This window comes from Lacticaseibacillus saniviri JCM 17471 = DSM 24301, from assembly GCF_001311785.1.
GTDB lineage: Bacteria > Bacillota > Bacilli > Lactobacillales > Lactobacillaceae > Lacticaseibacillus > Lacticaseibacillus saniviri.
In genome coordinates, this window is the sequence record NZ_BBBX01000008.1 from 14,566 (window position 1) to 37,019 (window position 22,454).

A 22,454-nucleotide genomic window follows, 5' to 3' on the forward strand; every position below is an offset into this window, starting at 1 on the left:
AGCAGGGCTACATTTTGGAACCAAAACTTTTGAACATTCATCACGGCTTCAATTTTCGCGATCTCGGTGGCTATCAAACTAAAGCCGGCCAAACCATTCGCTCCCACAAAGTCATCCGCTCAGCCAAGCTCGATCTCCTGTCCGACCGTGATCAGGCCTACTTGGTGAATTATGGGTTGAAGACAGATGTTGATTTTCGGTCACCCGAAGAACAACTGAAAGAACCAGACCGTGTTCCAACAGGTGTCGATTATCATTTGTGCCAGTCTTCCCAACCGATGAAACCAAGAATAGTACCAAGCCTGAGAATCTCCAAGAGAAGTTCTCCAGTGATCCACAGGCTGGGTTTGAGAACATGGTGACAACCTATCGCGATCTGGTCAATTTGGATAGCTCCAAAAAAGCCTATCGCACTTTCTTTGATCTATTGCTTGCAAACGAAGCCGATCACGATGCCTTGTTGTTCCACTGTTCAGCGGGTAAGGATCGCACCGGCATGGGCGCCGTCTATCTGCTTAGCGCACTCGATGTTGACCCCGCAACCATTCGGCAGGACTATCTGGCCGCTAACCGCTACATTCAAGAACCACTCGAAGAGATGTTGAAACACGTCCGGCAAAGCGGTGGTAACGACAACTTGGCGCAGAGCATGACTGATTTGTGGACCGTCAACGGAGCTTATCTCGATAGTGCCTTGCAAACAATCACGAGTGAATACGGCAACATGGCCAACTACCTGAAGGACGAGCTCAAGTTAAGCGACTCGCAACAGCAAGACTTGCGGCGCTTATATCTCGAAGCGTAGCAGGCGTTTGGCTTTACAAGGAACTGATCTCGGTTATAGACTTTGAGTATCAACCGCATTTTGAAAGGATGTGCTTTGCAGTGAAATTATATCAAGGACTGACACAAGTTACCCTCAACACCGAAATGGCGGATGACTCACCAAACTATGCCATCACAACACAACTGACCGCCCCACTCCATTACACCCCATCGGAACTCTATCATTACATCGATACAGTGCTGCGTGCGGGCTCACGTCATGATGAAAACAATCTGCGCTTTGTGACCGATGCCGCTTTTATCGCGGAAAATTATGACTTCGACAAGGTCGCCTTTACCGCAAAATTGACTGACTTCGAAGATAAGATGGCCTTTGCGCGCAATATTGTGGCCGACCTTAATCGCCACATTTCGATTAACATCGATCTCGATAAGCATGAATATCAGCTGATTTTTGTGGATTAGAGAGCGCGACAGAGCGCGAATCCACACGGTTTGGCTGTGAGCACTAACGGAACTGGCGGTGAATTGCGATTTGTGCAATTGCCGCTAGTTTTTGTTAGGCGGAACAGGCAGTGTGGGTGAACGCGTTTAGAGCGCGACAAGTCCCGTTCAGCAATCGAGTACTAGCAAACTTTGAGCGTGGTGCCAGTCATGGCACGAGTGAAAAGTGGCTAGACGGAGATTGGTGGGACTTGGCGCGCGTTTAGTCCCACTCATCCTAGAATTCAAAAAGCTGTGACAAAACCGATGTGGTTTTATCACAGCTTTTTGCGTGTCGATTATTTAAAACGCGAGGTACGCTGCAGCTGATCAGCAATACTGCTGGCCAGTACGGCCTTAATGGCATCACCAGGCAGATACACCACCACGCTGAGTAGCGCTGGCATCAGGGTCAGCGGCGTCACAAGCGACAGCCAAGCCCCGCCAATGATTTCAGGCAATAACACCCCACCAATCAATAGTGGCCACAGTCGCTGCCACCAATTTTTGCTGGTGACAGCCGCTGAAACAGCCAAACCATCACAGGCGTCAATAACCATCCAAACATGAAACCCGCAGTCGGCCCGGCAAAAATGGCGAACCCACCGCGGCCGCCTGATAGAAATGGTAGACCGAGCGCCGCGAGAACCAAAAGCAACCCAATGACGGCGGTGGCCTGTCTAGGTTTTAACAATCGCGTGAGTAGCATCACGCCAAAATTTTGTAGCACAATGGGAACACCCAAAAAGCCAACAGCAATTGGTGGCACAAAGGCTAAACAGATGAGTAAGGCAAGACCCAGTCCTGCTCGTGTTAAGTCGCGTGTGTGCATCATTTTCCCTCCATCAGGTGCAGCAGCTCACTAATTCAAATATTGATATAACGCCTGCGTAGTCGGATCACCACTCAGTTGGTCCGTCTTATTACCGACCAGAATCACACCGCTTTGGCCATTCAAGCTTCCCCAGTAATAAGCGTCACTGTTACCACCACTCAGGCTGACTGCGCCATGGACCCGGCGAACGCCCGCTGTGGGGTGCCACATGCCAGCCGCGTAAATCGAACCGGCTGGTGTTTGACTCATATCGAGAAATTGCGCATGCGTCAATAAGGTGCCATCCAAGGATTTTTCAAACTGATAAATACTATTGGCATCCAGCCACAGATTACCAGCCCCGACAAGTTCACTGAGTAAAACTGATGGCACTTGTTCGGTCGATAGTTGCCAGTGTACAGGTTGGCCGCACCACTTGGCAAGGTATTGCTGATTACCCCATGCAGACCCAGTGGTTGAAGGATGCGTTGATTCAACTGTGTGGCATAACTCGATTTCGTAATCTGCGCAATAATTCCCGCTAAAATCGTGTAATTACCATCTTGATAGTTATATGTACCGATACTGCCAATCGATTTGATATGATTCGTCACCCATTGAATCGAACTAGTCTCGTCTAGCACTTTGCCACTTGAGGCACCGTTGCCATAGCCTGATGTGTGTGTAATCAGATTACGCACCGTCACCTGCTTGGCGTTCGGCAAACCTGGATAAAACTTATCCATCGTCTGTGCGTAACTCAACTGACCAGAAGCAACGAGCTGTTGAATGATGGCCGCAGTGAATTGCTTTTGCATGCTATACACCGGATACAATGTGGTTGGAGTGTTATCCGTATTGGCACTCGCTTGTCCATAGGCTTGTTGGAAAACAATTTGGCCATTTTGGTACGCCAATGCCATCCCAGAGAAGCCTTCCTGACTCAATAAAGTGTCCGCACGTTGGCCAATTTGGTTCGCTGCTTGCAAACGGAAATAGGTACCGTCAATCCACTGATTACCACCGAGATTGTACCAAGGCACACCGTTATTGATCACTTGTTTGTATACCCGCCAAGAAGTCCCGTGCGCGAGCTTTTTACCCGTGAACTGGTGATCAGACCGATAACTGTCCCAGATGGCAATACTATATCCCGGTACATAATTAACCGTGCCCACCGTGTTGAGCGGCGTTTCTGGCAGTGGCGGTGTCGACTTCAAATACTGGCCACTCACCCACTGATTGCCGCCCAGGTTGTACCAAGTTTGGCCGTTGACTGTGGTTTGTCCCGTGACCTTCCAGCTTGAGCCGTGCGCGAGTTTGCGATCACCGATGGGCTTGCCATTGGGCGCGTCGAACAACGCCACCCCGTAACCCGCCACATAGTTAATATAACCCACGTTAAAATCCAAAGTTGCCGCTTGCGTCGTTACCGCAGGCACAACCAGCATGCTCGCGCCGATAGCGGCTCCGAGGACACTCCGATACGTCATGATATCCCATCCTTTTTGTCTGAATACTCACATTGTAGCACCGGATGACGATTGCTTAATGTCAGTTTGCTAACAATTTAGCAAAGGTATCAAAATGACCATCCAATAAGTTTGATCCCCGATATTGATGCTATTTCTAAAATCACAGGCTATTAACCATCAAAGAGATGTTTTAATGATTGTTAAAACCAAATTCTTGCACCACTAATCATTTTATTTATACTGAGAAGCGTATTAATGAAAACCGTCACAGACAAGCCACCTAAAACATAGTGACTGCATGTCCGATTTCAATTATTTTTAGGGGGGTCTTGCCAGTGTTAAAAAATAAGCATCAGATGGCACAGTATGGAGCCACGAGCCAAAGTAAGGAACACTTTAAGCAATACAAATCGGGTCAATTTTGGGCTACATCCATGATGACCTTGGCTCTTGTGGCCAGTGGACTCTCTTTCGCAACTGCTTCTGCAAACAATGTCCACGCTGACACCACAACATCAACGTCAACACAAGATTGGGGTCCCGTCAAAACCAAAATAGGGTTTTATATGAAGTCGATTCACCCAAATACAATGATTGGTGAGCCAGTTTACGTCACGGGCATCCAAACAAGTCTTATCGATGCTGAACAACTAAAACCACTTCTGCCACCTGGTTATGCGCTCGACGGCGAAGTGACACAAAGATACGGCCAGATGCTCGTTTGGATTCCCGTCATTCCTGTTCCCGTCACTAACAAGGTCAACTATGAGGACGTGGCATCTGGTGAGATTGTAGGTACTGGGAAGGACATTTCAGGGACTTACGATACAGCAGTGACCCCTAATGATGCACCGGATGATTATACTATCGTGCCTGGCCAATCATTCAAACTAGGCCCTGATGGCACGGTGCTGACCGTTGAAGTACAAAAATCATCGCACAGGTGACAAATAAGATTAACTATGTCGACGCAACATCCGGCAAAGTGATTGCTGCTGGTAAAGATGTCACTGGCAAGCCCGGCGATTCGGTCGTCCCCGACGATATTCCGATCGGTTATAAGGTGGTGCCTAATCAAGTCCTAACAGTCGGTGCAGATGGCACTACCATATCCGTCCAACTTGTGCCCGCCACAGTCACTAACAAAGTTGTGTACGTGGACAACAAAGGCACGCTGATTCAAGCTGGGAAAGATGTCACCGGCAAGTTTGGTGACGCAGTGACACCTGCCGATGTTCCTGCCGGCTACGAATTAGTCCCCGGGCAAACGCTTCATCTCGGCACAAATGATTCAACACTCAAGATTACCGTTAAAAAGACGACGCCTAGCAATCCAGGCAATGGTAATAATGGCGGCAACACGGGCAATGGCGTTGACACCGGAGACGGGGGTAGCACTGGAGATCTACCAAGTACCGGTGGTAACAACAATAACATAAGCAATCCCACTCATAACGACAAGCCAAGCAATCCTAATGATGGATCAGATTCAAGCCAACTCGGCAATCCGCTCCATGGTCTCGTGGCCACTGTCGCTACTGACAATAATGGCAGTAATGCACTAATTTACGATCGTCCAGGCAGCCAGCAATTAGTAACCGGTTCTGCTTGGAAAGCCTATCGCGTCTATACGGACAACAATGGCACTGTCTGGTACAACTTGGGTGGTAACCAATGGATTAAGGCCGCCGCAGTTATTTTGGATGCAAAGGCGGTTCATAATACCCCATTAAATACCGTCGGGACAGTTGTTCGCGGTGCTGGTGTTCCTGTTTACACCAAGCCCGGTATTGGCGGTCAAACAACTGGCGAAGTGTTGAAGGTCGGTTCTGCTTGGAAAATCAGCTCAACCCTCGTCACATCAGACGGACAAGTCTGGTATCACGTTGGCGCAAATCAATGGATTAAGGCCACGGATATCACTTTGGGAAACGTGCAACCCATTCATGGTGTGGCGACTATTAACTATGTCAAAGGTTACGGCATCAATGTTTGGAACAATCCTCAAGGCACGCGTTTCAACGGCAAACGCCTTACGACCGGTTCAGCATGGCGAGTGTTCGCCAAAACAACAGGTGCTAACGGCCACGTCTTCTATAACGTCGGCGGCAACCAATGGATTGACAGTGCCTACGTTAACTTCAAGCATATTAATTAACATCATAACTTGAACAACTCTCATCATTATTTGATAGAAATAACAAATAAAAAGTGACCTGTCCCCAGACCAATTGGTTTGGGGACAGGTCACTTTTGCGCAGGATTCCGAAAACATTCTACCAGCAACAAAAGAGGCAACAGCACGTATTCCCGCGTCCTGTTGCCTCACTTGATTATGATAACTGCTCAGGTTGGATTCGAACCAACGACCCTCTGATTAACAGTCAGACATTCTACCGCTGAACTACTGAGCAATGTTTTGTTGTTAGTATATTCTCATATAACCATTAACATTGCAAGCAAAAATCACCTTTTTAATTTAATTCAAATTATTTTACGTCAGCCACACAATCCTAAGAGTTATCAAAAACCCAATGTCAATCCATGCATTGTTATCCTGGTTAGCTTATAATGAATGATAGAAAGGTTGTGGAAACTATGGATGAGCCTTATCCAAAAATGCACCAGCCCGGTGATTTGCGCTTACCAACAGCGACTGGGAACACCCAGCCCCTTTGGCAAGCACTCGCTAAGTTGGTCCCTGATTTCAATGGTCGGCGCGTCCTTGCGATTCATTCCGGCGATGGCTGGTTCTGCCGCTACGCTGTGAATCATGGTGCCATTGCTGTCTTAGGCATTGATGATCTGCCTAGCAATATCACCGCTTCCCGCAAGACGGCGAGCTCTGATCGTTTGCGCTATCGCATCATGCCCGACCACGCGCTAGACCGGATCACCGGTACTTATGATTACGTGTTAGGCACATTCGATGCGCTGAACCCCGAGTTTCATCAAGCAACCGAGGCTCTCAGTAAGCGACTGACCCCAAGCGGTCAAATGCTGGTGACAGTGAATACATCGACTGAGATACCCGCAACAGATGAACGCCTACAATTACAACAACTCGTCAGCGATCAGCTCGTCATCAATCGCTGGTATCAGATTCACGATACACGCTTGAATCAAAATCAACAGCTTCACTTCTTATTAAGTGCTCAACGTCGAATTCGCAGCTATCACTAGTTCCCTTTCCACTGTGCCACAATATCCGTAAGAAGTGACTGATGCATCCGCGCTTCTCACGCTTAGGAGGATTTTACTATGAAGAAATTTATTACCGCTTCTGCCCTGGTCTTAATGAGCCTATCTGCTGGGATTGCAGTGGTCAACAATACATCGACAGCAACGCCTGTGTATGCCGCAACCACGGTTTTCTCACAAAAGGATCTCGCTCAAATCGCTGCCATCAAAAAGACTTATTCGCAGTTGGATCAGACCGTTTATCCCTATGATGATCTGTACGCCGAACCACCACGCTTTGACTATCCCTTCTCCGCAGGTAAAATCAAACCTCAGTACGTGGATGCATCAGTGGATTGGATGAATTATTTCCGTGAAATCGCGGGTTTAACCGCGGTACCGGCTACTGACTATCTCAATAAGAAGTCTCAGATTGCCGCAGCCTCCATGGCGGCTGCACAAGTGAATCCAAACTTGGATCAACACGGTTTGAATAACGCATCAAAGCCTTATTATGTGCCTGCCTCGACTTGGTCCGCCGCAAAGGACACGACTAGCTCAAGTAATCTCTACTTCCATTATGGACAGGATTCCCCGAGCGACACAATCAGCGCGTTAATCGCTGATAATTTCAATCTCAATGGGAGTAACGATACTGGGCATCGTGCTTGGATGCTGTCATCACGCTTATCTGCCTTTGGGATCGGGGTGGCGATTGGTAGTAACGGCTGGCGGTTTGCCAACCAATCAATTATCAATCCGAGTGATTATACCCGCACCCCAACCAAGAACATCGTGACCTACCCCGGTAACGGCGTCTTTCCAATCGAAGAACTCACCCAGCGCGCGACCTATAACAATCCAATTCCGTGGTCTGCTTATTTTGCCTCTGGTGAAAGCATTCCAACAACAGGCCTGAGTGTCACAATTAAGAATGACACGACCGGTAAAGTTGGGTCCGGCGCCCAAGTCGGCAACTACAATCAAGGGTTCTTCGGTGGCTATGATGCGGTCATCACCTTCATTCCAAAGAATGTCACGCTCACTGCCGGCAACCAATACACCGTCACTATCAAGGGCTTAGGCAGCCAGTATCCAAATGGTTATACCTATAGCTTCAAGCTGTTCAATGTGACCCAGGGCAACACCACGGGGACCACAACATCTAACAAGCAAGTCGATACATGGACAAGTGGTAGTGGCACAATCAAATATGTCTCAAACTACAGCATCGCGACTTGGAATCAACCAGGTAACGGCCGTAAAATGGTCAGCAAGTTGAAGTCCGGCAGTACCGTCAAATATGTTGGACGCAACTACAGCGCTGGTACTTACTGGTACAAGCTGAGTGATGGGACCTGGATCGATGGCACCTATCTCCAAACAGGGAGTGCTGCGGCAGCCGGTGCCAAAACCGTCAACTACGCGCCTGGATACGGGATTGCCGTATGGAACAGCCCTTACTTCAATAAGCGGGCCACCGGCAAAACACTCAAGACGGGGACGCGTTGGAAGACATTCAAGACCGTCACTGTCAATAACCACACCTGGTACAACTTGGGTGGTAATCAGTGGATGGACGGCAGCTATTTGAAATAGATACAGAGCGCGAACCCACACGGTTTGGTTGTGAGCACTAACGGAACAAGCGGTAAATTGCGATTTATGCAATTACCGCTTGTTTTTGTTAGGCGGAACAGGCAGTGTGGTTGAGCGCGTTTATGTTGCGACAAGGCCCGTTTAAAAATCGAGCACTAACGGACTTTGAGCAACATGGCGGTTTATGCCATGAGCGAAAAGTGAGTTAGGCGGAGATTGTTGGGGCTTGGAGCACGTTTAGACCAAAAAAGGAACCACGAGTTTATGTCTCGCGGTTCCTTTTTTTGCTTCAATCAACCATTGGATTGGGTAATGATGGCGCGTACCATTGCCACACCAGCTTACCAACTGATTTTGGCAGATATTTGATCGTGATTTCTTGATTGCTATTGCCGTGCCGGACATTAATGACGACGTGCACTAAGGTGTGACGCAACAAAATTGGCTGTTGCAAAACTAGCGATTGCACCTTGTTGCGTGGCACCACATACCGTGAGCGGCCAAATGCGTGTCCGACTTGAGCGACCAACAATTGTTGATTAAATCCGATTGCACCCTGACGTGCCGCATACAAGCCCTGTAGCGCCACGACGAGTAACCAAATGACTGCAAGGCTCCACCAGAGTGGCGATGTCCATTGTCGCACAATGAAAAGGATGATAGCGACAAAAATGCCATTCCCAAGCATCATATTGCGACTGTATCGCCAGTACGTGCTGCTTGGCACCTTGGTTGCCTCAGGATAGGCAACGGGTGACCAATTCACAAATGGCTGCACCGTCTGCAATAAGCGGTTCTCCTTGAGCACCGGAATCATCACCAGATTACTGTTGGCCTGATCATCCGCCGCTTTTGATGCCGTGAGCGCTTGAACCGTGAACAAGTGTAGCCATTGTCGAATGATGTTTTGATTGAAACGCAGTGCCTGAATGCGGTCCGGTGCCACACTGACTTGATTGCGCTGGAAAAAGCCACGTTCCGTGACCAATTTTCCTGATTGCACCGACAGACTGAAGCGATAGTATTTTGCAACTGATTCAGATAGGACACGACTAATCCCAAAATAAGAAACAGCATCACTAGGCCGACAATCAAAAAGATTCCCAACGTCAGCAGCTGATTCTGGGCCTGGCGAATCCAAGCCTTGGGCAATAGATCATCCAACCGGCCAAACAACCAGAGTGCCCCTAATAGAATAGGAATCACACCGAGACTGGTCCAAGCATACTGATTGAGATCACTACTCGAGATCGTGTAAGCGAGTTCGGGTGTCGCAGCCGCTACTGTGTCAGTTTGCTTGAGGGCTGCGAGCACACTCTCATCCACGGCCGGTAACATTGCCTCAGGCCGCCCGCTATCGTGACCCGAAGTTTCAATACTCAGCTCGACCACATGGAATGGTTTGAAAAAGAACCACTGCTTCTGCTGAATGGTCTGAATGTTTGCCAGTGGAATGTGCGTCACCTTTTTGGCAATCAGGCCATTTTGGATTGTCAGCACGCCGTTAGCAATGCCGTAGCGGAAAAAGAGCCAGCGCCAAAGTGCCACAATGGCTGCCAAAGCCAGAACACCGACCACCGTCAGAAAACCGACAAGCCAGCCGCCGCGAATCAATGAATTAACCACGCCGATTAATGCAACAAGCCCCACTTGCCTCAAAAAACGATCCATAAAAATAGGAATCGACAGAAGATGTAGTCTACTCATCGCGCGCCTCCTGTGCGAGTGCGAGCAGCCGTTGTTGCAGCTGCTCAGCCACTTCTGGTGTGACCCCCGCGATTGTGTGCGATGTCGAAGCGGTATCAACAGTCACCGCTTGAAGGTGTTGCCACTGCAGTAGTGGCCCGGCTTCCAACGTCACATTTTGAATCCGTGAAATTGGAATCGCCTCAAACTTCCGCACAAAAATCCTGATTGCAGTTCCAGTGCAAGTGGTGAAATCTGATACCGCCAGAAGCGATACCGGTATGGCACAATCGCAAATAAGCCACCACCCACGACAATCGCCATCACTAGTACGGTAATGCCCATCCACGCCGGCCAGTGGAAGAAGTGCTGCAAGGCAAAGAGTCCCCCAATCAGTGCCAGCAGCACGACTAGCCAGATGGTTGCTGTCAGCCGCCAGATTCGTTGTATTTGTTTCGGTAATTGTTCACCCATAGTACCCACCCACTTTTCTAAGTTGCACTCATTATACTGTGGTTATGGTTAAAAGAGAATTCTCAACCTTGATTAAACACAAAAAGGGAGGTGTGATAAAACTACGTTTTATCACGCCTCCCTTTCCAATTTCCGCCCAAAATAGATTATTCGCGTTCCAAAAGACTGAGAATTCCGGTTAACTTGGATTGATTCAAAGCCTAAGTTCAGGCTTTATTATCAATCCCTGTTAATCCTCATTCTCAAAGCATCTTTTGTCACAGCTCTTATACATTACGTAGACTAATCAACAAACGTGCTGCCAAAAGTCGATCTTATCCGAATAATTGATCCAGAATCGCAAACAGTGGCGCGCGATCCAACGCTGGCGCCGCCTTAATCGCGTCGACGGGTTGAACAAAGTCACCGGATGCCTGAACCAGCAAATCCTCATCCACAATTGCCGCAATCATGTCGGGTGTCAATTCCCAGTGAAATTGCAGGCCGACAATATTGTCGTGATAGATGAATCCCTGGTTAGGCGTGAGTTCGCTGGTATACAGCAAGTCACTACCAGGCAGTGTGCTCATCGCTTCACCGTGTAAGTGAAAAGCGTTCAACTCGTTGCCCGTCGCCAATTCTTTTACCGGCCAAAAACCGACTTCTGGTGCCGTGTTTTGGTAGACGCTGGCACCGAATGCGCGCACGATTTGTTGCGCACCTAAGCAAATGCCGAGCACGGGACGATCCAACTTATCCAAGCTCCGAATCAAGATGCGCTCCGCTGCGAGCCATGGTGCATCATCATTCACGCTCATTGGGCCACCCAAAATAATCATGGCGTCCATTTCGGCAGGATTGAGCACGGCAATATTCGCCTCTTCATCCAAGCGGTGAATCACAAATTCGATTTCGTGTTGGGCGCCCCAATCCGCAATCGCACCCAGTCCTTCCAGTGCAGTATGTTGCATGACATGAATTTTCATTGTTTAATTTACCTACTCTTCCTATGTTAATCCCAAGTTTATCACACTTACTTGGTTCAAATTATCCCTTTTTAAGGGAATCAATGCTAGAATAGAGCTAAATCTAGATTGTGAAATGAGGAATGCACATATGGATAGTGGCCAAGTCGCCTCGAATTTGCTGGTGATGGTTGTTACCTTCTTCTTCGCCGCCTTTTTGTGGCAAGTGAATTTGCGTTAGTACAGAGTCGCCCCAGCGCGCTTGAAGAACTACTGAATAATGGTGGCGGTAATAAAACGAAATTAAACCGGGCCTTGAAAATGGTCCACAATCTGAACGAATACCTCTCGACCACACAGGTTGGGGTATCCATTGCGGGGATTGTGTTAGGGTGGATTGGTGAAGCTACCGTAGAATTCTTACTGGTCGACCTTCTGAAACTGACTCACCTCAGTCTGCCTAGCGGTGGCTTACACATCATCGGTGCCATTTTTGGGGTGATCATTCTGACCTACCTCGAAGTGGTCTTAACCGAAATTGTGCCAAAGAACGTCGCGATTGATTTTCCAGTCAAAACGCTCCTACTGATTGTCACCCCACTGCACTATTTCCACATCGTCTTCTACCCCTTCGTGTGGTTACTGAACTCTAGTGCGACCGGGATTGTCCGCCTGATTGGGATTAAGCCCGCGGATGAAGGTAATGAAGCCTTCACGCAGGCCGAAATTTTGAGTCTCAGTAAGAATGCGGTCACGACCGGTGAATTGGATCAAAATGATCTGGTTTACATGCAACGGGCGTTTGATCTCAACGATAAAACCGCGCACGACATCATGGTCGACCGGACGTCCCTTGTCGTTGTCGACATCACTGCGACGGTTAAGGAAGTCTTGCGAGACTATCTGCAAGAAGGCTACAGCCGCTTCCCTGTTGTTGCTGATGGCGATAAGGATAAGATTCTGGGTTACGTGTACGTCTACGATCTGGTCAAGCAATCCCAAGTGGATGACCAAGTCCGTGTCTCCAAGTTACTGCGGGCCATGATTACCGTGCCTGAAGTGACACCAATTCACACCATCCTGACCCAAATGATTCAGAAACAAACGCCAATCGTGGTGGTTGTCGATGAATACGGTGGGACCAGCGGGATTGTGACCGATAAGGATATCTACGAGGAACTGTTCGGGACCGTCAAAGATGAAATCGATGATGTCTCCGATGAATATATTATTAAGGGCGATAAGCCAGATACTTACAGAGTCAGTGGTAAGACCACGCTGTATGACTTTGAGCGCTACTTCCGCACTAAGGTTTCCGGATTCGATCAGTCCGACATCATTACGATTGCCGGCTATATCATGGAAGATTATCCCGATATCAAGTTGCACGACAGTATCGATATCGATCGCTACACCTTCACCGTTGTTGATTATCAACGCGGCTACGTCAACTGGTTTGAGGTGACGGAACATCCGGCACCTGAAGTCAAAGCGGATGAGGAAGAAAAGGATTAGAGCGCATACAAGGCCCGCTTAGCAATCGAGTACTAGCAAACTTTGAACGTGGTGCCAGTTCGTGGCACGAGTGAAAAGTAGCTAGACGGAGATTGCTGGGGCTTGGGAACGCGTTTATGTTGTGAGCCCACACGGGTTGACTGTGAGCACTAACGGAGACTAGCGCTACAATTGCGATTTGTGCAATTGGCGCTAGTTTTTGTTAGGCGGAACAGGCAGTGCGAGTGGGCACGATTAAAATCAACACGACGAAAAGAGCCTGTGACATTACCCCTTCGGGTGTCACAGACTCTTGTTTTTTGCGATTATTATTGACTAATCGCGTTCCAAAAGGCTGAGAATTCCGGTTAACTTGGATTGTTTCAAATCCTAAGTACAGGATTTATCACCAATCCTTGTTAATCCTCATTCTCAAAGCGTCTTTTGTCACAGCTTCTTTATTTGTGTTGCCAACCTTTCCAGCCGAACAAATAGTGCAACATGATATCGGTGACTTGTCGATTATGAATGTGTAACAAGCTGTGTTGCGCATGAGGGCCAAGCACACGTTCTGTGCGATAGGTCGCGTGACTATCGCGTAACACATACCCTAGCGACAGCGCAGAGTTTGCGGCAACCACCGTATCCGAATCGGATCCATCCTCAACATCACCATAGAGATTGAGCACACTGTTGGCCTTGAAATTCTTGGCATGTGCCAATAACCATTTGTACTCCGGTCGCATAACGTCAGGCTTTTGTTGTTTGTTCAAGCTCACCTCATGGACCTCATCATCCCAATGCAAAATACCATTGTAAGGACCAGCAATTGCGAGCATTTTATTCGTTTTGATTGGGGAATTCAGCATCGCTGCAGCCACAACCGCATAAGCCCCCATCGAGTGGCCCACAGCATTCAGTTGTCGATAGCCATATCGCTGATACAGTGCCGCATAGATTTGGTGGAGCCATCGCGTGTAGGCGCGCTCACCCGCGATATTGTTCTGGAAGACGACCTGAATCATCGCCGGCAAATCACTGGTCATCTCCTGCGAGAACACCAGCTCACCGTCCGGGCGCACGGTGACCGTCAGCGTGTGACTCGCTAGACCGGCGTTACTCGCACTCTGCATCAGTTCACCCAGTGATTCAGCTGAGCCACGATAGCCATGGACAAAATAGTCGGTGCCATCGTGCTCGCGCGCTGGTTAGTCGCAGCCGGTAAAAAACTCAACACCAAGCCAGATAACAGTAACAGCCACAGGCGCCAGCGCTTAATCATAAGTTAGCCTCGTCATCATCCGCTTGCCACGTTCCGCGATTGTCAGTAGCAATAATGGCACCAGCACACCAGCAGCGACCCAGATAAAGAGATTCTCGGCCATAAATGTTCCCAAGGCGTACCCCACCGCTTTATGCATATACATGATCGGTAAACTTTTCTTCCCGACTGAGGCCAAAAGCGTCGCAAATCGCGTATTTTCTAGAGCGAAGGCGATATTCAAAATACCAATGACAAGGATTGGCGGTACCAGCATGCTCAACATGGGATGAGTGATGTGATGCGACTTCATGAATAAAAAGAAATTCAGCTTGGTCTCGTCCTGGGTCACAAATAGAAAACCAAAGATGGCGGCGGCAAGTCCGATTACCCACACGGACCCCAGCCAGTATTGCCGATAGTGGAACAAGAACCAGCCCACAAACATGTATGGCGCAGCAATCAATGTCAGATCGAGATTACCGGGGAGCGGATGGCCAAAGATGGCCTCCGCATCTTGGTAGCGCGTCCCGAGCCAAAATAAAACAGCATGACGCTCGCCTGTCCTAGCAGTGGCAGATAACCACGCAACAGGCTCACGACCAACAAGCTACCCAGGTACACGGTAGTAAACCAAAACACAGACAGATAGCCGTTGAGTAATGTCCCGCCATAAGTAGCCGCAACAAGTACGTCAGGGTAAACTGAATATCGTGTTGTTCGATGATAAAACTGACTGTAATCAGTAAGAGGCCATAGCCGAAATATTGCTTGAGCTGTGGCCAGACTTTTTTCGTTAAAAACTGCGGTAACTCATTGATATGTAGCGGACGCACAAAGAAGCCACCGATCATAAAGAATAGCGGCATTGTCCACCAGTAGAGGCTTTCATAGAACGTCGAGCCCTTGGTTGTGAAGTGACCAATAACGACGGCGACAATGCCGATTGCTTTTGCGATATCAATCCATTGAATCCGTTTCATACGTGTCCTCCTCATATACTTTTTAGCTTAACGAAATGATTAAACTATTTTATGAAGATTTATTGGACAATTTTAGGATTCTGAAAAAGGTTCGCCTTCTCATCAATATCCGGTATAATCATCTCTCGGGGGGAAAATAATGACACATTCACGAACCAAATGGCTATTAGGCCTCATGAGCCTGCTCATGCTGCTGACACTCAGCGCGTGTGGCGATAAGCTCGACACCAAGATTTATATCGGCGACGAAATGCAAACTAACAAATCGAAAAAGCAGTCGATCACTTGTACACCAATCACGACCGCACCCAGCTCGCAAGTAAAGTATCAACAAGCGACATCGAAACCGCGACGACTTTATACAATAATCTCACTCAGAATCAAAAAACGAGTTGAAGCAGGATAAGGTCGATATTGATGCCGCGCAGTCTACACTCATTATCCGCAGTGAACTGAGCAAATTATTAACCAAGACCAAGGGCTTAGTGCCTGAGAACTATGATCCCACCAGCTTGGTCAATCGTTATCAACAACTCAAGAAGGTCAAGCCAACACTCGCGGCTAAAGTTGCTGATCGCGTGACATCTGTGCAGCGGCAAGTGAAGACCATCAAGCTGTTGCGCGGCTTGTATGTTGATAACTGGAAAACTGTGCGCACCGATCTCACGGATGCGCAGCTAAAGGCCGCCACGAACGCCTTTGATGATGTGGAAGAAGATGCCTTTCAGCGTCACTATCAACGCTACTTGGACAAGGCAGAAGATGCCCTCACCTCACAAGGGTTTGATACGCCACTCATTCAAGACAACACGAGTGATGACACCACTTCTGACAGCCAAGATACAACGGCAGACACCACGCAGTCACAGGGCGATACTCAGGTGCAAACCACACCAGACAACACACAATCACAGACGCAGCCGACCTATTCCAACAATACACAGACCCAAAATCAGTACCAGAATCAAACGCAAAATAATCAGGCGACGACACAAACACCGGCAGCCGGTAATAATTCGAGTGCCAATCAATACTCAGGTCAGTCCGATCAGACGCAACAATCCAATACCGAACAGACCGATCAGAGTCAGACGACAACTGGGCAAAATGATCAGAGCACGACAAACCAAACGCCTGCAACTGATGGTGCAGCACAGTAGAGCGTGACAACCTCGGGTAGCAATCGAGCACTAACGGACTTTGAGTGACATGGCGAACTTGGCCATGTGCGAAAAGTGAGTTATGCGGAGATTGTTGAAGGTTGGAACGCGTTTATGCTGTGAGTAAGGAGCGCGTGTAAGCCGAAAAAATAGGGGGGTGTGACAAAACTACGTTTTGTCACACCCCCCTATTTCAATTTTCGAACAAAGCAGATTAATCGTGTTCAAAAAGACTGAGAATTCCGGTTAACTAGGATTGATTCAAAGCCTAAGTGCGGGCTTTAGCATCACCCCTTGTTAATCCTCATTCTCAAAGCGTCTTTTTTCACAACTTCTATTTTTATGTTTATAGGAACAAATGAATCAAGCCTGTTGCACTCACGATTTGAACAGCCAAGACACCGATACCGTAAAACATCAGTTGCTTCCCTTCAGCTAAGAAGCACGCAGATTGAGTCGCAACCCAATCGCAGCAAGCGCGATGATTTCGAGCCATGAACTCAACCAGTGGGCACTGTTGCCGACAACGGGATTGATGTGGATAAGACTGTTGAGGACACAGAAAATCAGGAAGCCGAGCACATACCAAGGTACCCGCACTCGCTTTTTACTGTGATTAGTCTGTTCACTGTGCTTCTCGTGGTCTGCCCCAAAAATCAAAACCACCGGCACCAGCATCAAGATTCGCATGATTTTGAACAGCGTCGCATAGGTCACAACGGTTGGACTGATCATGCTGGCACTGGCAATCACCTGACCAACGGATTGGAGCGTACCACCGATTAATGCGCCCTGAAGAATCTGACTGTTACCCACAAGCGTGGTCGCAACCAGTGGATAAAACAGCATCAGGAAGGTCCCCATCAGATTGACGAGCGTGATTGTTGTCCCCACGGATTCATCGTCCGCCTCAATCACCGGCGCAATTGCCGCAATCGCACTGGAACCACACACGGCGTTCCCGCCAGCCATCAGCTGTGTTGCCTCGCGTTTGAACTTGAGACGCCGGCCAAACCAGACCGCCCACAGAATCGTGACCGTCATTTGGACGATGATATAAATGGCGCCCACCCAACCGATTTTCTCGATGGTTTGGAAGGTCACCGTCAAGCCCAGCAGCATCACGCTCACCTCAAGAAACTTGCTCTCAGCGTACTTGGTCCCCTTACCCAGCTGCGGTTGATGCAGCCAGAGGTTCCCCACAACAATCCCTAACAAAATCGCGATGGTCGCGCCACCAAGGCTTGGAATCACCTGTGCCAACAGCTGTGCCACAATGGCAACCGCTAAGCTGACGCCAATCCCTGGCAATATTTCCCGTAACTTCTCGTTCATAATGTCCCCCTTGTGAATAACTTGTGCATGTCTTTCAGTGTACGGGAAAGTCTTTCATTGGTAAAATAGTGAATATCAATCAATTCAATTGGTTTTTCTGATAGAAAAGGATGACTTATGTTCAAATTACTCACAACCTTCATCGCCGTTTATGAACAACGCAGCTTCTCGCTGGCCGCACGCGAGCTCTACATCAGCCAACCCACCGTGTCAGCGCAGATTCAACAGCTAGAGGCCAGTTTAGGGGTGCAACTCTTCGACCGCGATGGTCGCAAATCCATTCAAGCCACAGCGGCTGGGGATTACTTTTATCGGCATGCACAACAACTGCTCCATCAGTGGCAACAATTAGAGCAGGACATTCAAGTTGTCCACCAGCAACGCACACCGCTGCGTTTTGGCACCTCACAAACCACCGCCACTATTCTTTTGCCACAGTTGTTACCTGACTTGTCCACAGCACTGCCTAACATCGAATGGCGCATTCATGTCGCCAACTCCGAGGCGATTCTGAACGGCATCCGCCACCAGCAACTAGATCTGGGCATCATCGAGAAACCACTGGTAGCGCCCGACGTGCAACGCATCGTGTTTGGTGGGGATACGCTCAGCCACGTCGGCCAGCTCGATGCCCCCTGGTTGGTGCGTGAAGCGGGATCTGGCGTCGGCTACTACACCCGTCGCTATTGGGAGCAACACAATCTTAATCCGGACAACGTGATTGAAGTGGATGCCAGCAGCGTCCTCCTCGAATTGCTCGCCCAGGGCTTTGGCCAGTCGCTAATCTCAAAGAGCACGATTCCACCTAATGTGCCCGTGCATCACAATAGCGATGTCACCCGCCAATTTTATCTGGTGTATGACCGAGAACCCAGCCAAACCGTGACGCGCGTTGTGCAACGATTACTGGCAGACAAGGAGCAATAATCTTTAAAAATAGGCAGTGACGCACTCATCAGTTGAGTTTGTCACTGCCTATTTGTGTGTCATTGATAAACGTGTTTTGATCTCCGTCGGGCGATTTGTCACAGCATAAACGCGCTCCAACCTTCAACAATCTCCGCATAACTCACTTTTCGCACATGGCCAAGTTCGCCATGTCACTCAAAGTACGTTATTGCTCGATTGCTACCCGAAGGTTGTCACGCTCTAGACGTGCTCACAGCCACCCGTGTGGGTTCGTGCTCTTTTTATTACGCTCTGACCTTGAATGTCCCATGCAGAAACAGGCCACCACCAATAATGAACAGGATGGCCAGACTCGCTATCCCCAATTGTGAATTGTGGAAAACTTGGGTCACAATCCCGAATAACAATGGGCCAAAGATGGCGGAAAAAACGACCGAAGATATTGTAGAAACCAAAATACTCATTGGCCGCTTCCGCAGGTACTAATTTGGCGAAGTATGACCGCGATAACGCCTGAATCCCACCCTGTGAGGTTCCAACTAAGAACCCGAGAATGAAGAAATCCGTCACGCTGTGCATCATCAGTCCATAAATCGCAATCACGATGTATACGCTGATGGCCAGTAGAATCGCACGGTTGGTGCCGAAGCGATGTGCCAACCAGCTATACCCAAGCGTGCACGGAATGGCAACCAATTGCACCATCAACAGCATTAACATCAATTGCGTTGTGGTCAATCCGAGATCGACCCCGAAACTGGTGGCGACTTTGAAAATCGTATCCACACCATCAATATAGAAGAAATACGCCACCAAGAACCACATGATGGGTTTGTTCTGCCAGATGGTCCCGATAGTCTTAATCACCCGTTGCCAGCTCTCACGCCATTGGTGTTTGACTGGTGGCAAGCTATGTACTTGATGCACGTTGCGATAGAACGGAATCGAGAAAACCACCCACCAGATGGCCGTCAACCAGAAACCAACGTGAACAATCCCTAGACTGTCCAACATGCCAAAACCACTTGTCAGTTGCAAGATCATCACAATCAAGAATGGAATCACCATCCCAATGTAACCAATCCCAAAGCCAAAACTCGAAACCCGATCCATGCGGTCCGGTTCGGCAACATCGACTAAGAAGCCATCATAGAAAATATTCGCTCCCGCGTAACCAATTGAGCCCAAGGCATACAAGACCAGCAACATGAACCACTGATCGGTCCCGGTGAAGTTCATCAGCAGCGTGAACAACATCCCAATGACACTGAAGCCGACGAACATCCGCTTCTTATTCGGGCGATAGTCCGCTAAAGCCCCAAGGAGCGGTGCCATCAAGCTGATGAGCAATGTACTCAAGCTATTGGCATAGCCCCAATATGCGGTTGCTGTGGAGTTAGCAAGTCCAGCTTGATGCGCCACACTTTTGAAATAGATTGGCAGGATTGCCGTGACAATCACAATCGAAAAGCCACCCTGAGCCCAATCGTAGAAGATCCAGCTCCATTCCGCCTTCGAAAACTTTTTCATTTTTTCCCATCCTTTAGACGTGCAGCACTAATACCGGTCTATCAACGTTTAATGACCCGCCGCACCATTAGATTGCATTATTATACCACTTCATATGAAAACCGCTTATGACAATATGTCATTTTCAGCAAATTGGTGTATAATATTTAGTTGCGCTTATTTATTGTTAGCGACGAATTCGAGATTCGAAAGGAAGCGACTCATTGTGACGCAACAACCTGTCGACGTTAACGGCAAACCGTATAACCGACTCTTACTCGTGATTACGCTCTTAGTCGGAACGTTCACGACCTTCTTAACCCAAACCATTCTCACCACCGCATTCCCGACACTGATGCAGGACTTCAACATCTCTGCCAGCGCGGTGCAGTGGCTGACCACTGGTTTCATGCTGGTCATGGGGATTATGATTCCCATCTCCGCGTGGCTTCTCAGCAAAATCAACGTCAAGGTCTTATATCTGAGTGCCATGACCATTTTCTTCTTCGGGACACTTTTGGCCCGCTTCGCACCAACATTTGGTGTGTTACTGGCTGGTCGTCTCATTGAAGCGGTCGGGGTTGGGATTTCCGCACCAACCTTCCAAACTGTCATGTTCACCATTTTCCCCGCCAACAAGCGTGGGAGCGCGATGGGCCTCGCCGGGATCGTTATCGGCTTGGCACCTGCCATCGGGCCAACACTGTCCGGTTGGGTGCTGCTCAACAATTCATGGCGGGCACTGTTCACTGTGATTCTGCCGATTGCGCTTGCCGTGATCGTGCTGGCATCCTATTCCATGCGCAAGGTGCTGCCAACCACCAATCCAAAAATCGACTTGCTCTCAGTAGCCGAATCGACCATTGGGTTTGGTTCTCTGCTCTATGGCTTCTCTAGCGTCGGTGAAAACGGCTGGACATCACCAGAAGTCATGATCACCTTAGCGATTGGGATTATCTTCGTGGCCTTATTCGTTTATCGCCAGTTGCATATGGACACCCCATTATTGGAATTGCGCGTCTTCAAGTCACCAATCTTCACCCTCTCCGTGATTTTGACGGCCGTGGCCTTCATGTCCATGGTTGGGGTCGAAATGGTGTTACCGATGTACTTACAGACCTCACATGGTCAAAGTGCCTTCAATTCTGGTCTGATTCTCTTCCCCGGTGCCATTATGATGGGGATTATGAGTCCCATCACCGGGCGGATTTTTGATCGCATCGGGGCCAAACGCTTGGCCAATACCGGCTTATTCCTCTTAGTATTGGGCACAATTCCACTAATGACGGTCAACGTCAACACACCTATCATCTTCATCACGGTCATCTACACGCTGCGGATGTTTGGGATTACCATGGTCACCATGCCCGTCACCACGGCCGGCATGAACGCCTTGCCTGACAACCTGATCAACCACGGGACCGCCGTCAATAACACGGTGCGCCAAGTCGCTGCGTCTATCGGGACCGCGCTCTTGGTTTCCGTCTTATCCGTTGTCACTAAGGGCCAAACACCGGCCAAAGGTATGGCAGCGACAGCACCGCTACACTTTGCCAAGAGCATGCAGTCAGCGGTCGTCAATGGTTATCGTGCCGCCTTTGTCGTTTCACTGACCTTAGCTGTCTTGGGCTTTGTGCTCAGCTTATTCCTCAAACGTGACCGTATCGATAATGGAGGTGACCAAGCATGATTCTTGTGATTCTTTCACTCGCTGGTATCGGCTTCTTCCTCAGCTTCGTCCTGATGCAACCGAGTCGCACGCGCGCCATTCTCAGTGCAGTGCTCGCCTTGTTGATTATTTTGAGCATCGCTGGCATTGCCGCCAACGACTTGCATCACTACGGTTTTCGTGAGGCACAGATCAGTGAGACCAAGCGCTTAGGCACAATTCAAAATCAGCCTGTTGTTGGGCGGATGGCGATTGGTCAAAACGAAGCATTCGTCTATCGCTATCAAACTGCCGATCAGGACAAGCCACAAGTGGTTAAGCCAAGTCTAACCACCACAACCATTGGTGCGTGGCAATCAGGCGCAAATCAAGACCACAACCACGCGCCTGCAATATCGGAATAACTGGAGTGAATTCCTCTTCTGGGGTTCCGGTCAAGATGGCCAACTCGTGAGTCGCACCGTCACGCTGACGGTACCCGATAGTTGGAAAATTGTGGATATGAAGAAATAGAGCGCGACAAGGCCCGTTTAACAATCGAGTACTAACGGACTTTGAGTGACATGGCGGTTTGTGCCATGAGCGAAAAGTGAGTTGGACGGAGATTGTTGGGGCTTGGAGCGCGTTTAGAGCGCGAGGCCACACGAATTGACCGTGAGCACGTTTAGCGTGACGCCTTTACGTTGAACCAAA

Annotated in this window: 19 protein-coding genes, 1 tRNA gene and 6 pseudogenes; 12 read left to right on the forward strand and 14 right to left on the reverse strand. The window is 48.9% G+C overall.

The window, feature by feature from the left end:
- Positions 1 to 14: 14 nt before the first annotated feature.
- A pseudogene (locus JCM17471_RS05520) lies at positions 15 to 805 on the forward strand (tyrosine-protein phosphatase).
- An 80-nt stretch (positions 806 to 885) separates the two neighbouring features.
- Positions 886 to 1,251: a hypothetical protein gene (locus JCM17471_RS05525; RefSeq protein WP_054777127.1), complete on the forward strand. Its 366-nt coding sequence runs from the start codon at positions 886 to 888 to the stop codon at positions 1,249 to 1,251.
- Positions 1,252 to 1,568: 317 nt separating this feature from the next.
- On the opposite strand, the pseudogene JCM17471_RS05530 reads toward JCM17471_RS05525, so the two are convergent.
- The 3 genes and pseudogenes from JCM17471_RS05530 to JCM17471_RS05540 form a co-directional block, all read right to left on the reverse strand.
- Positions 1,569 to 2,104 (reverse strand): annotated as a pseudogene (locus JCM17471_RS05530) (biotin transporter BioY).
- 27 nt (positions 2,105 to 2,131) lie between these two features.
- Positions 2,132 to 2,377, reverse strand: coding sequence for a hypothetical protein (locus tag JCM17471_RS05535; RefSeq protein WP_054777128.1), 246 nt, complete (start codon positions 2,375 to 2,377; stop codon positions 2,132 to 2,134).
- Positions 2,374 to 3,576: a serine hydrolase domain-containing protein gene (locus tag JCM17471_RS05540; RefSeq protein ID WP_054777129.1), complete on the reverse strand. Its 1,203-nt coding sequence runs from the start codon at positions 3,574 to 3,576 to the stop codon at positions 2,374 to 2,376. Before JCM17471_RS05540 ends, JCM17471_RS05535 begins: the two co-directional genes overlap by 4 nt.
- A gap of 317 nt (positions 3,577 to 3,893) precedes the next feature.
- Here JCM17471_RS05540 and JCM17471_RS05545 point away from each other — a divergent pair, with 317 nt between their 5' ends.
- On the forward strand, positions 3,894 to 4,505 hold the full coding sequence (locus JCM17471_RS05545; RefSeq protein ID WP_054777130.1) for a KxYKxGKxW signal peptide domain-containing protein: 612 nt from the start codon (positions 3,894 to 3,896) through the stop codon (positions 4,503 to 4,505).
- Positions 4,502 to 5,716, forward strand: a complete 1,215-nt coding sequence (locus JCM17471_RS05550) for an SLAP domain-containing protein (RefSeq protein ID WP_054777131.1) — start codon at positions 4,502 to 4,504, stop codon at positions 5,714 to 5,716. Before JCM17471_RS05545 ends, JCM17471_RS05550 begins: the two co-directional genes overlap by 4 nt.
- Before the next feature lie 184 nt (positions 5,717 to 5,900).
- Here the strand turns inward: JCM17471_RS05550 and JCM17471_RS05555 are convergent.
- Positions 5,901 to 5,972, reverse strand: a tRNA-Asn gene (locus JCM17471_RS05555).
- Between the two features lie 184 nt (positions 5,973 to 6,156).
- Between JCM17471_RS05555 and JCM17471_RS05560 the strand changes: the two genes are divergently transcribed.
- Entirely contained in the window at positions 6,157 to 6,741 is a 585-nt protein-coding gene (locus tag JCM17471_RS05560) for a class I SAM-dependent methyltransferase (protein ID WP_054777132.1), read from the forward strand.
- A gap of 78 nt (positions 6,742 to 6,819) precedes the next feature.
- Positions 6,820 to 8,337, forward strand: coding sequence for a CAP domain-containing protein (locus JCM17471_RS05565; protein WP_054777133.1), 1,518 nt, complete (start codon positions 6,820 to 6,822; stop codon positions 8,335 to 8,337).
- 289 nt (positions 8,338 to 8,626) lie between these two features.
- Here JCM17471_RS05565 and JCM17471_RS13390 read toward each other — a convergent pair whose 3' ends face one another.
- The 4 genes and pseudogenes from JCM17471_RS13390 to JCM17471_RS05585 form a co-directional block, all read right to left on the reverse strand.
- A complete protein-coding gene (locus tag JCM17471_RS13390; protein WP_263849429.1) occupies positions 8,627 to 9,340 on the reverse strand; it encodes a PH domain-containing protein in 714 nt (237 codons plus the stop codon).
- A 305-nt stretch (positions 9,341 to 9,645) separates the two neighbouring features.
- Positions 9,646 to 10,044 (reverse strand): annotated as a pseudogene (locus tag JCM17471_RS15095) (PH domain-containing protein); the annotation flags it as partial.
- Positions 10,037 to 10,506 (reverse strand): annotated as a pseudogene (locus JCM17471_RS16455) (PH domain-containing protein). The pseudogenes JCM17471_RS15095 and JCM17471_RS16455, both read right to left, overlap by 8 nt.
- A 305-nt stretch (positions 10,507 to 10,811) precedes the next feature.
- Entirely contained in the window at positions 10,812 to 11,462 is a 651-nt protein-coding gene (locus tag JCM17471_RS05585; protein ID WP_054777136.1) for a type 1 glutamine amidotransferase, read from the reverse strand.
- Positions 11,463 to 11,592: 130 nt separating this feature from the next.
- Between JCM17471_RS05585 and JCM17471_RS05590 the strand changes: the two are divergent.
- Positions 11,593 to 12,956 (forward strand): annotated as a pseudogene (locus JCM17471_RS05590) (hemolysin family protein).
- A 437-nt stretch (positions 12,957 to 13,393) separates the two neighbouring features.
- Here the strand turns inward: JCM17471_RS05590 and JCM17471_RS05595 are convergent.
- The 4 genes from JCM17471_RS05595 to JCM17471_RS13400 all read right to left on the reverse strand — a co-directional run bounded on the left by JCM17471_RS05595 (position 13,394) and on the right by JCM17471_RS13400 (position 15,179).
- On the reverse strand, positions 13,394 to 14,068 hold the full coding sequence (locus tag JCM17471_RS05595; protein WP_054777137.1) for an alpha/beta hydrolase: 675 nt from the start codon (positions 14,066 to 14,068) through the stop codon (positions 13,394 to 13,396).
- Positions 14,068 to 14,217 carry a hypothetical protein gene (locus tag JCM17471_RS14000; protein WP_156321613.1) on the reverse strand — a complete coding sequence of 50 codons (150 nt, stop codon included), beginning with the start codon at positions 14,215 to 14,217 and terminating at the stop codon, positions 14,068 to 14,070. Before JCM17471_RS14000 ends, JCM17471_RS05595 begins: the two co-directional genes overlap by 1 nt.
- The gene (locus JCM17471_RS13395; protein ID WP_082395230.1) at positions 14,210 to 14,644 is read right to left on the reverse strand and encodes a hypothetical protein; all 435 of its coding nucleotides are present in this window, start codon (positions 14,642 to 14,644) and stop codon (positions 14,210 to 14,212) included. Before JCM17471_RS13395 ends, JCM17471_RS14000 begins: the two co-directional genes overlap by 8 nt.
- Before the next feature lie 148 nt (positions 14,645 to 14,792).
- On the reverse strand, positions 14,793 to 15,179 hold the full coding sequence (locus JCM17471_RS13400) for an acyltransferase family protein (RefSeq protein WP_082395231.1): 387 nt from the start codon (positions 15,177 to 15,179) through the stop codon (positions 14,793 to 14,795).
- A 392-nt stretch (positions 15,180 to 15,571) separates the two neighbouring features.
- Between JCM17471_RS13400 and JCM17471_RS05610 the strand changes: the two genes are divergently transcribed.
- The gene (locus JCM17471_RS05610) at positions 15,572 to 16,339 is read left to right on the forward strand and encodes a hypothetical protein (RefSeq protein ID WP_054777139.1); all 768 of its coding nucleotides are present in this window, start codon (positions 15,572 to 15,574) and stop codon (positions 16,337 to 16,339) included.
- A 346-nt stretch (positions 16,340 to 16,685) separates the two neighbouring features.
- Here the strand turns inward: JCM17471_RS05610 and JCM17471_RS05615 are convergent.
- A pseudogene (locus JCM17471_RS05615) lies at positions 16,686 to 17,674 on the reverse strand (YeiH family protein).
- Between the two features lie 117 nt (positions 17,675 to 17,791).
- Here JCM17471_RS05615 and JCM17471_RS05620 point away from each other — a divergent pair.
- Positions 17,792 to 18,601: a LysR family transcriptional regulator gene (locus JCM17471_RS05620; RefSeq protein WP_054777140.1), complete on the forward strand. Its 810-nt coding sequence runs from the start codon at positions 17,792 to 17,794 to the stop codon at positions 18,599 to 18,601.
- Positions 18,602 to 18,823: 222 nt separating this feature from the next.
- Here the strand turns inward: JCM17471_RS05620 and JCM17471_RS05625 are convergent, their stop codons facing one another.
- Positions 18,824 to 20,113 (reverse strand): MFS transporter, encoded by a 1,290-nt coding sequence (locus JCM17471_RS05625; RefSeq protein ID WP_369395802.1) that lies wholly within the window; start codon positions 20,111 to 20,113, stop codon positions 18,824 to 18,826.
- Between the two features lie 202 nt (positions 20,114 to 20,315).
- Here JCM17471_RS05625 and JCM17471_RS05630 point away from each other — a divergent pair, with 202 nt between their 5' ends.
- Genes JCM17471_RS05630 through JCM17471_RS16460 form a run of 3 tightly spaced genes read left to right on the forward strand, consistent with a single transcriptional unit; the run spans position 20,316 to position 22,274 of the window.
- The gene (locus JCM17471_RS05630; RefSeq protein ID WP_225354156.1) at positions 20,316 to 21,782 is read left to right on the forward strand and encodes an MDR family MFS transporter; all 1,467 of its coding nucleotides are present in this window, start codon (positions 20,316 to 20,318) and stop codon (positions 21,780 to 21,782) included.
- Positions 21,779 to 22,165 carry a DUF4811 domain-containing protein gene (locus JCM17471_RS15110; RefSeq protein WP_054777142.1) on the forward strand — a complete coding sequence of 129 codons (387 nt, stop codon included), beginning with the start codon at positions 21,779 to 21,781 and terminating at the stop codon, positions 22,163 to 22,165. Before JCM17471_RS05630 ends, JCM17471_RS15110 begins: the two co-directional genes overlap by 4 nt.
- Entirely contained in the window at positions 22,107 to 22,274 is a 168-nt protein-coding gene (locus tag JCM17471_RS16460; RefSeq protein ID WP_162208363.1) for a DUF4811 domain-containing protein, read from the forward strand. Before JCM17471_RS15110 ends, JCM17471_RS16460 begins: the two co-directional genes overlap by 59 nt.
- The last annotated feature ends 180 nt before the right edge of the window (positions 22,275 to 22,454 follow it).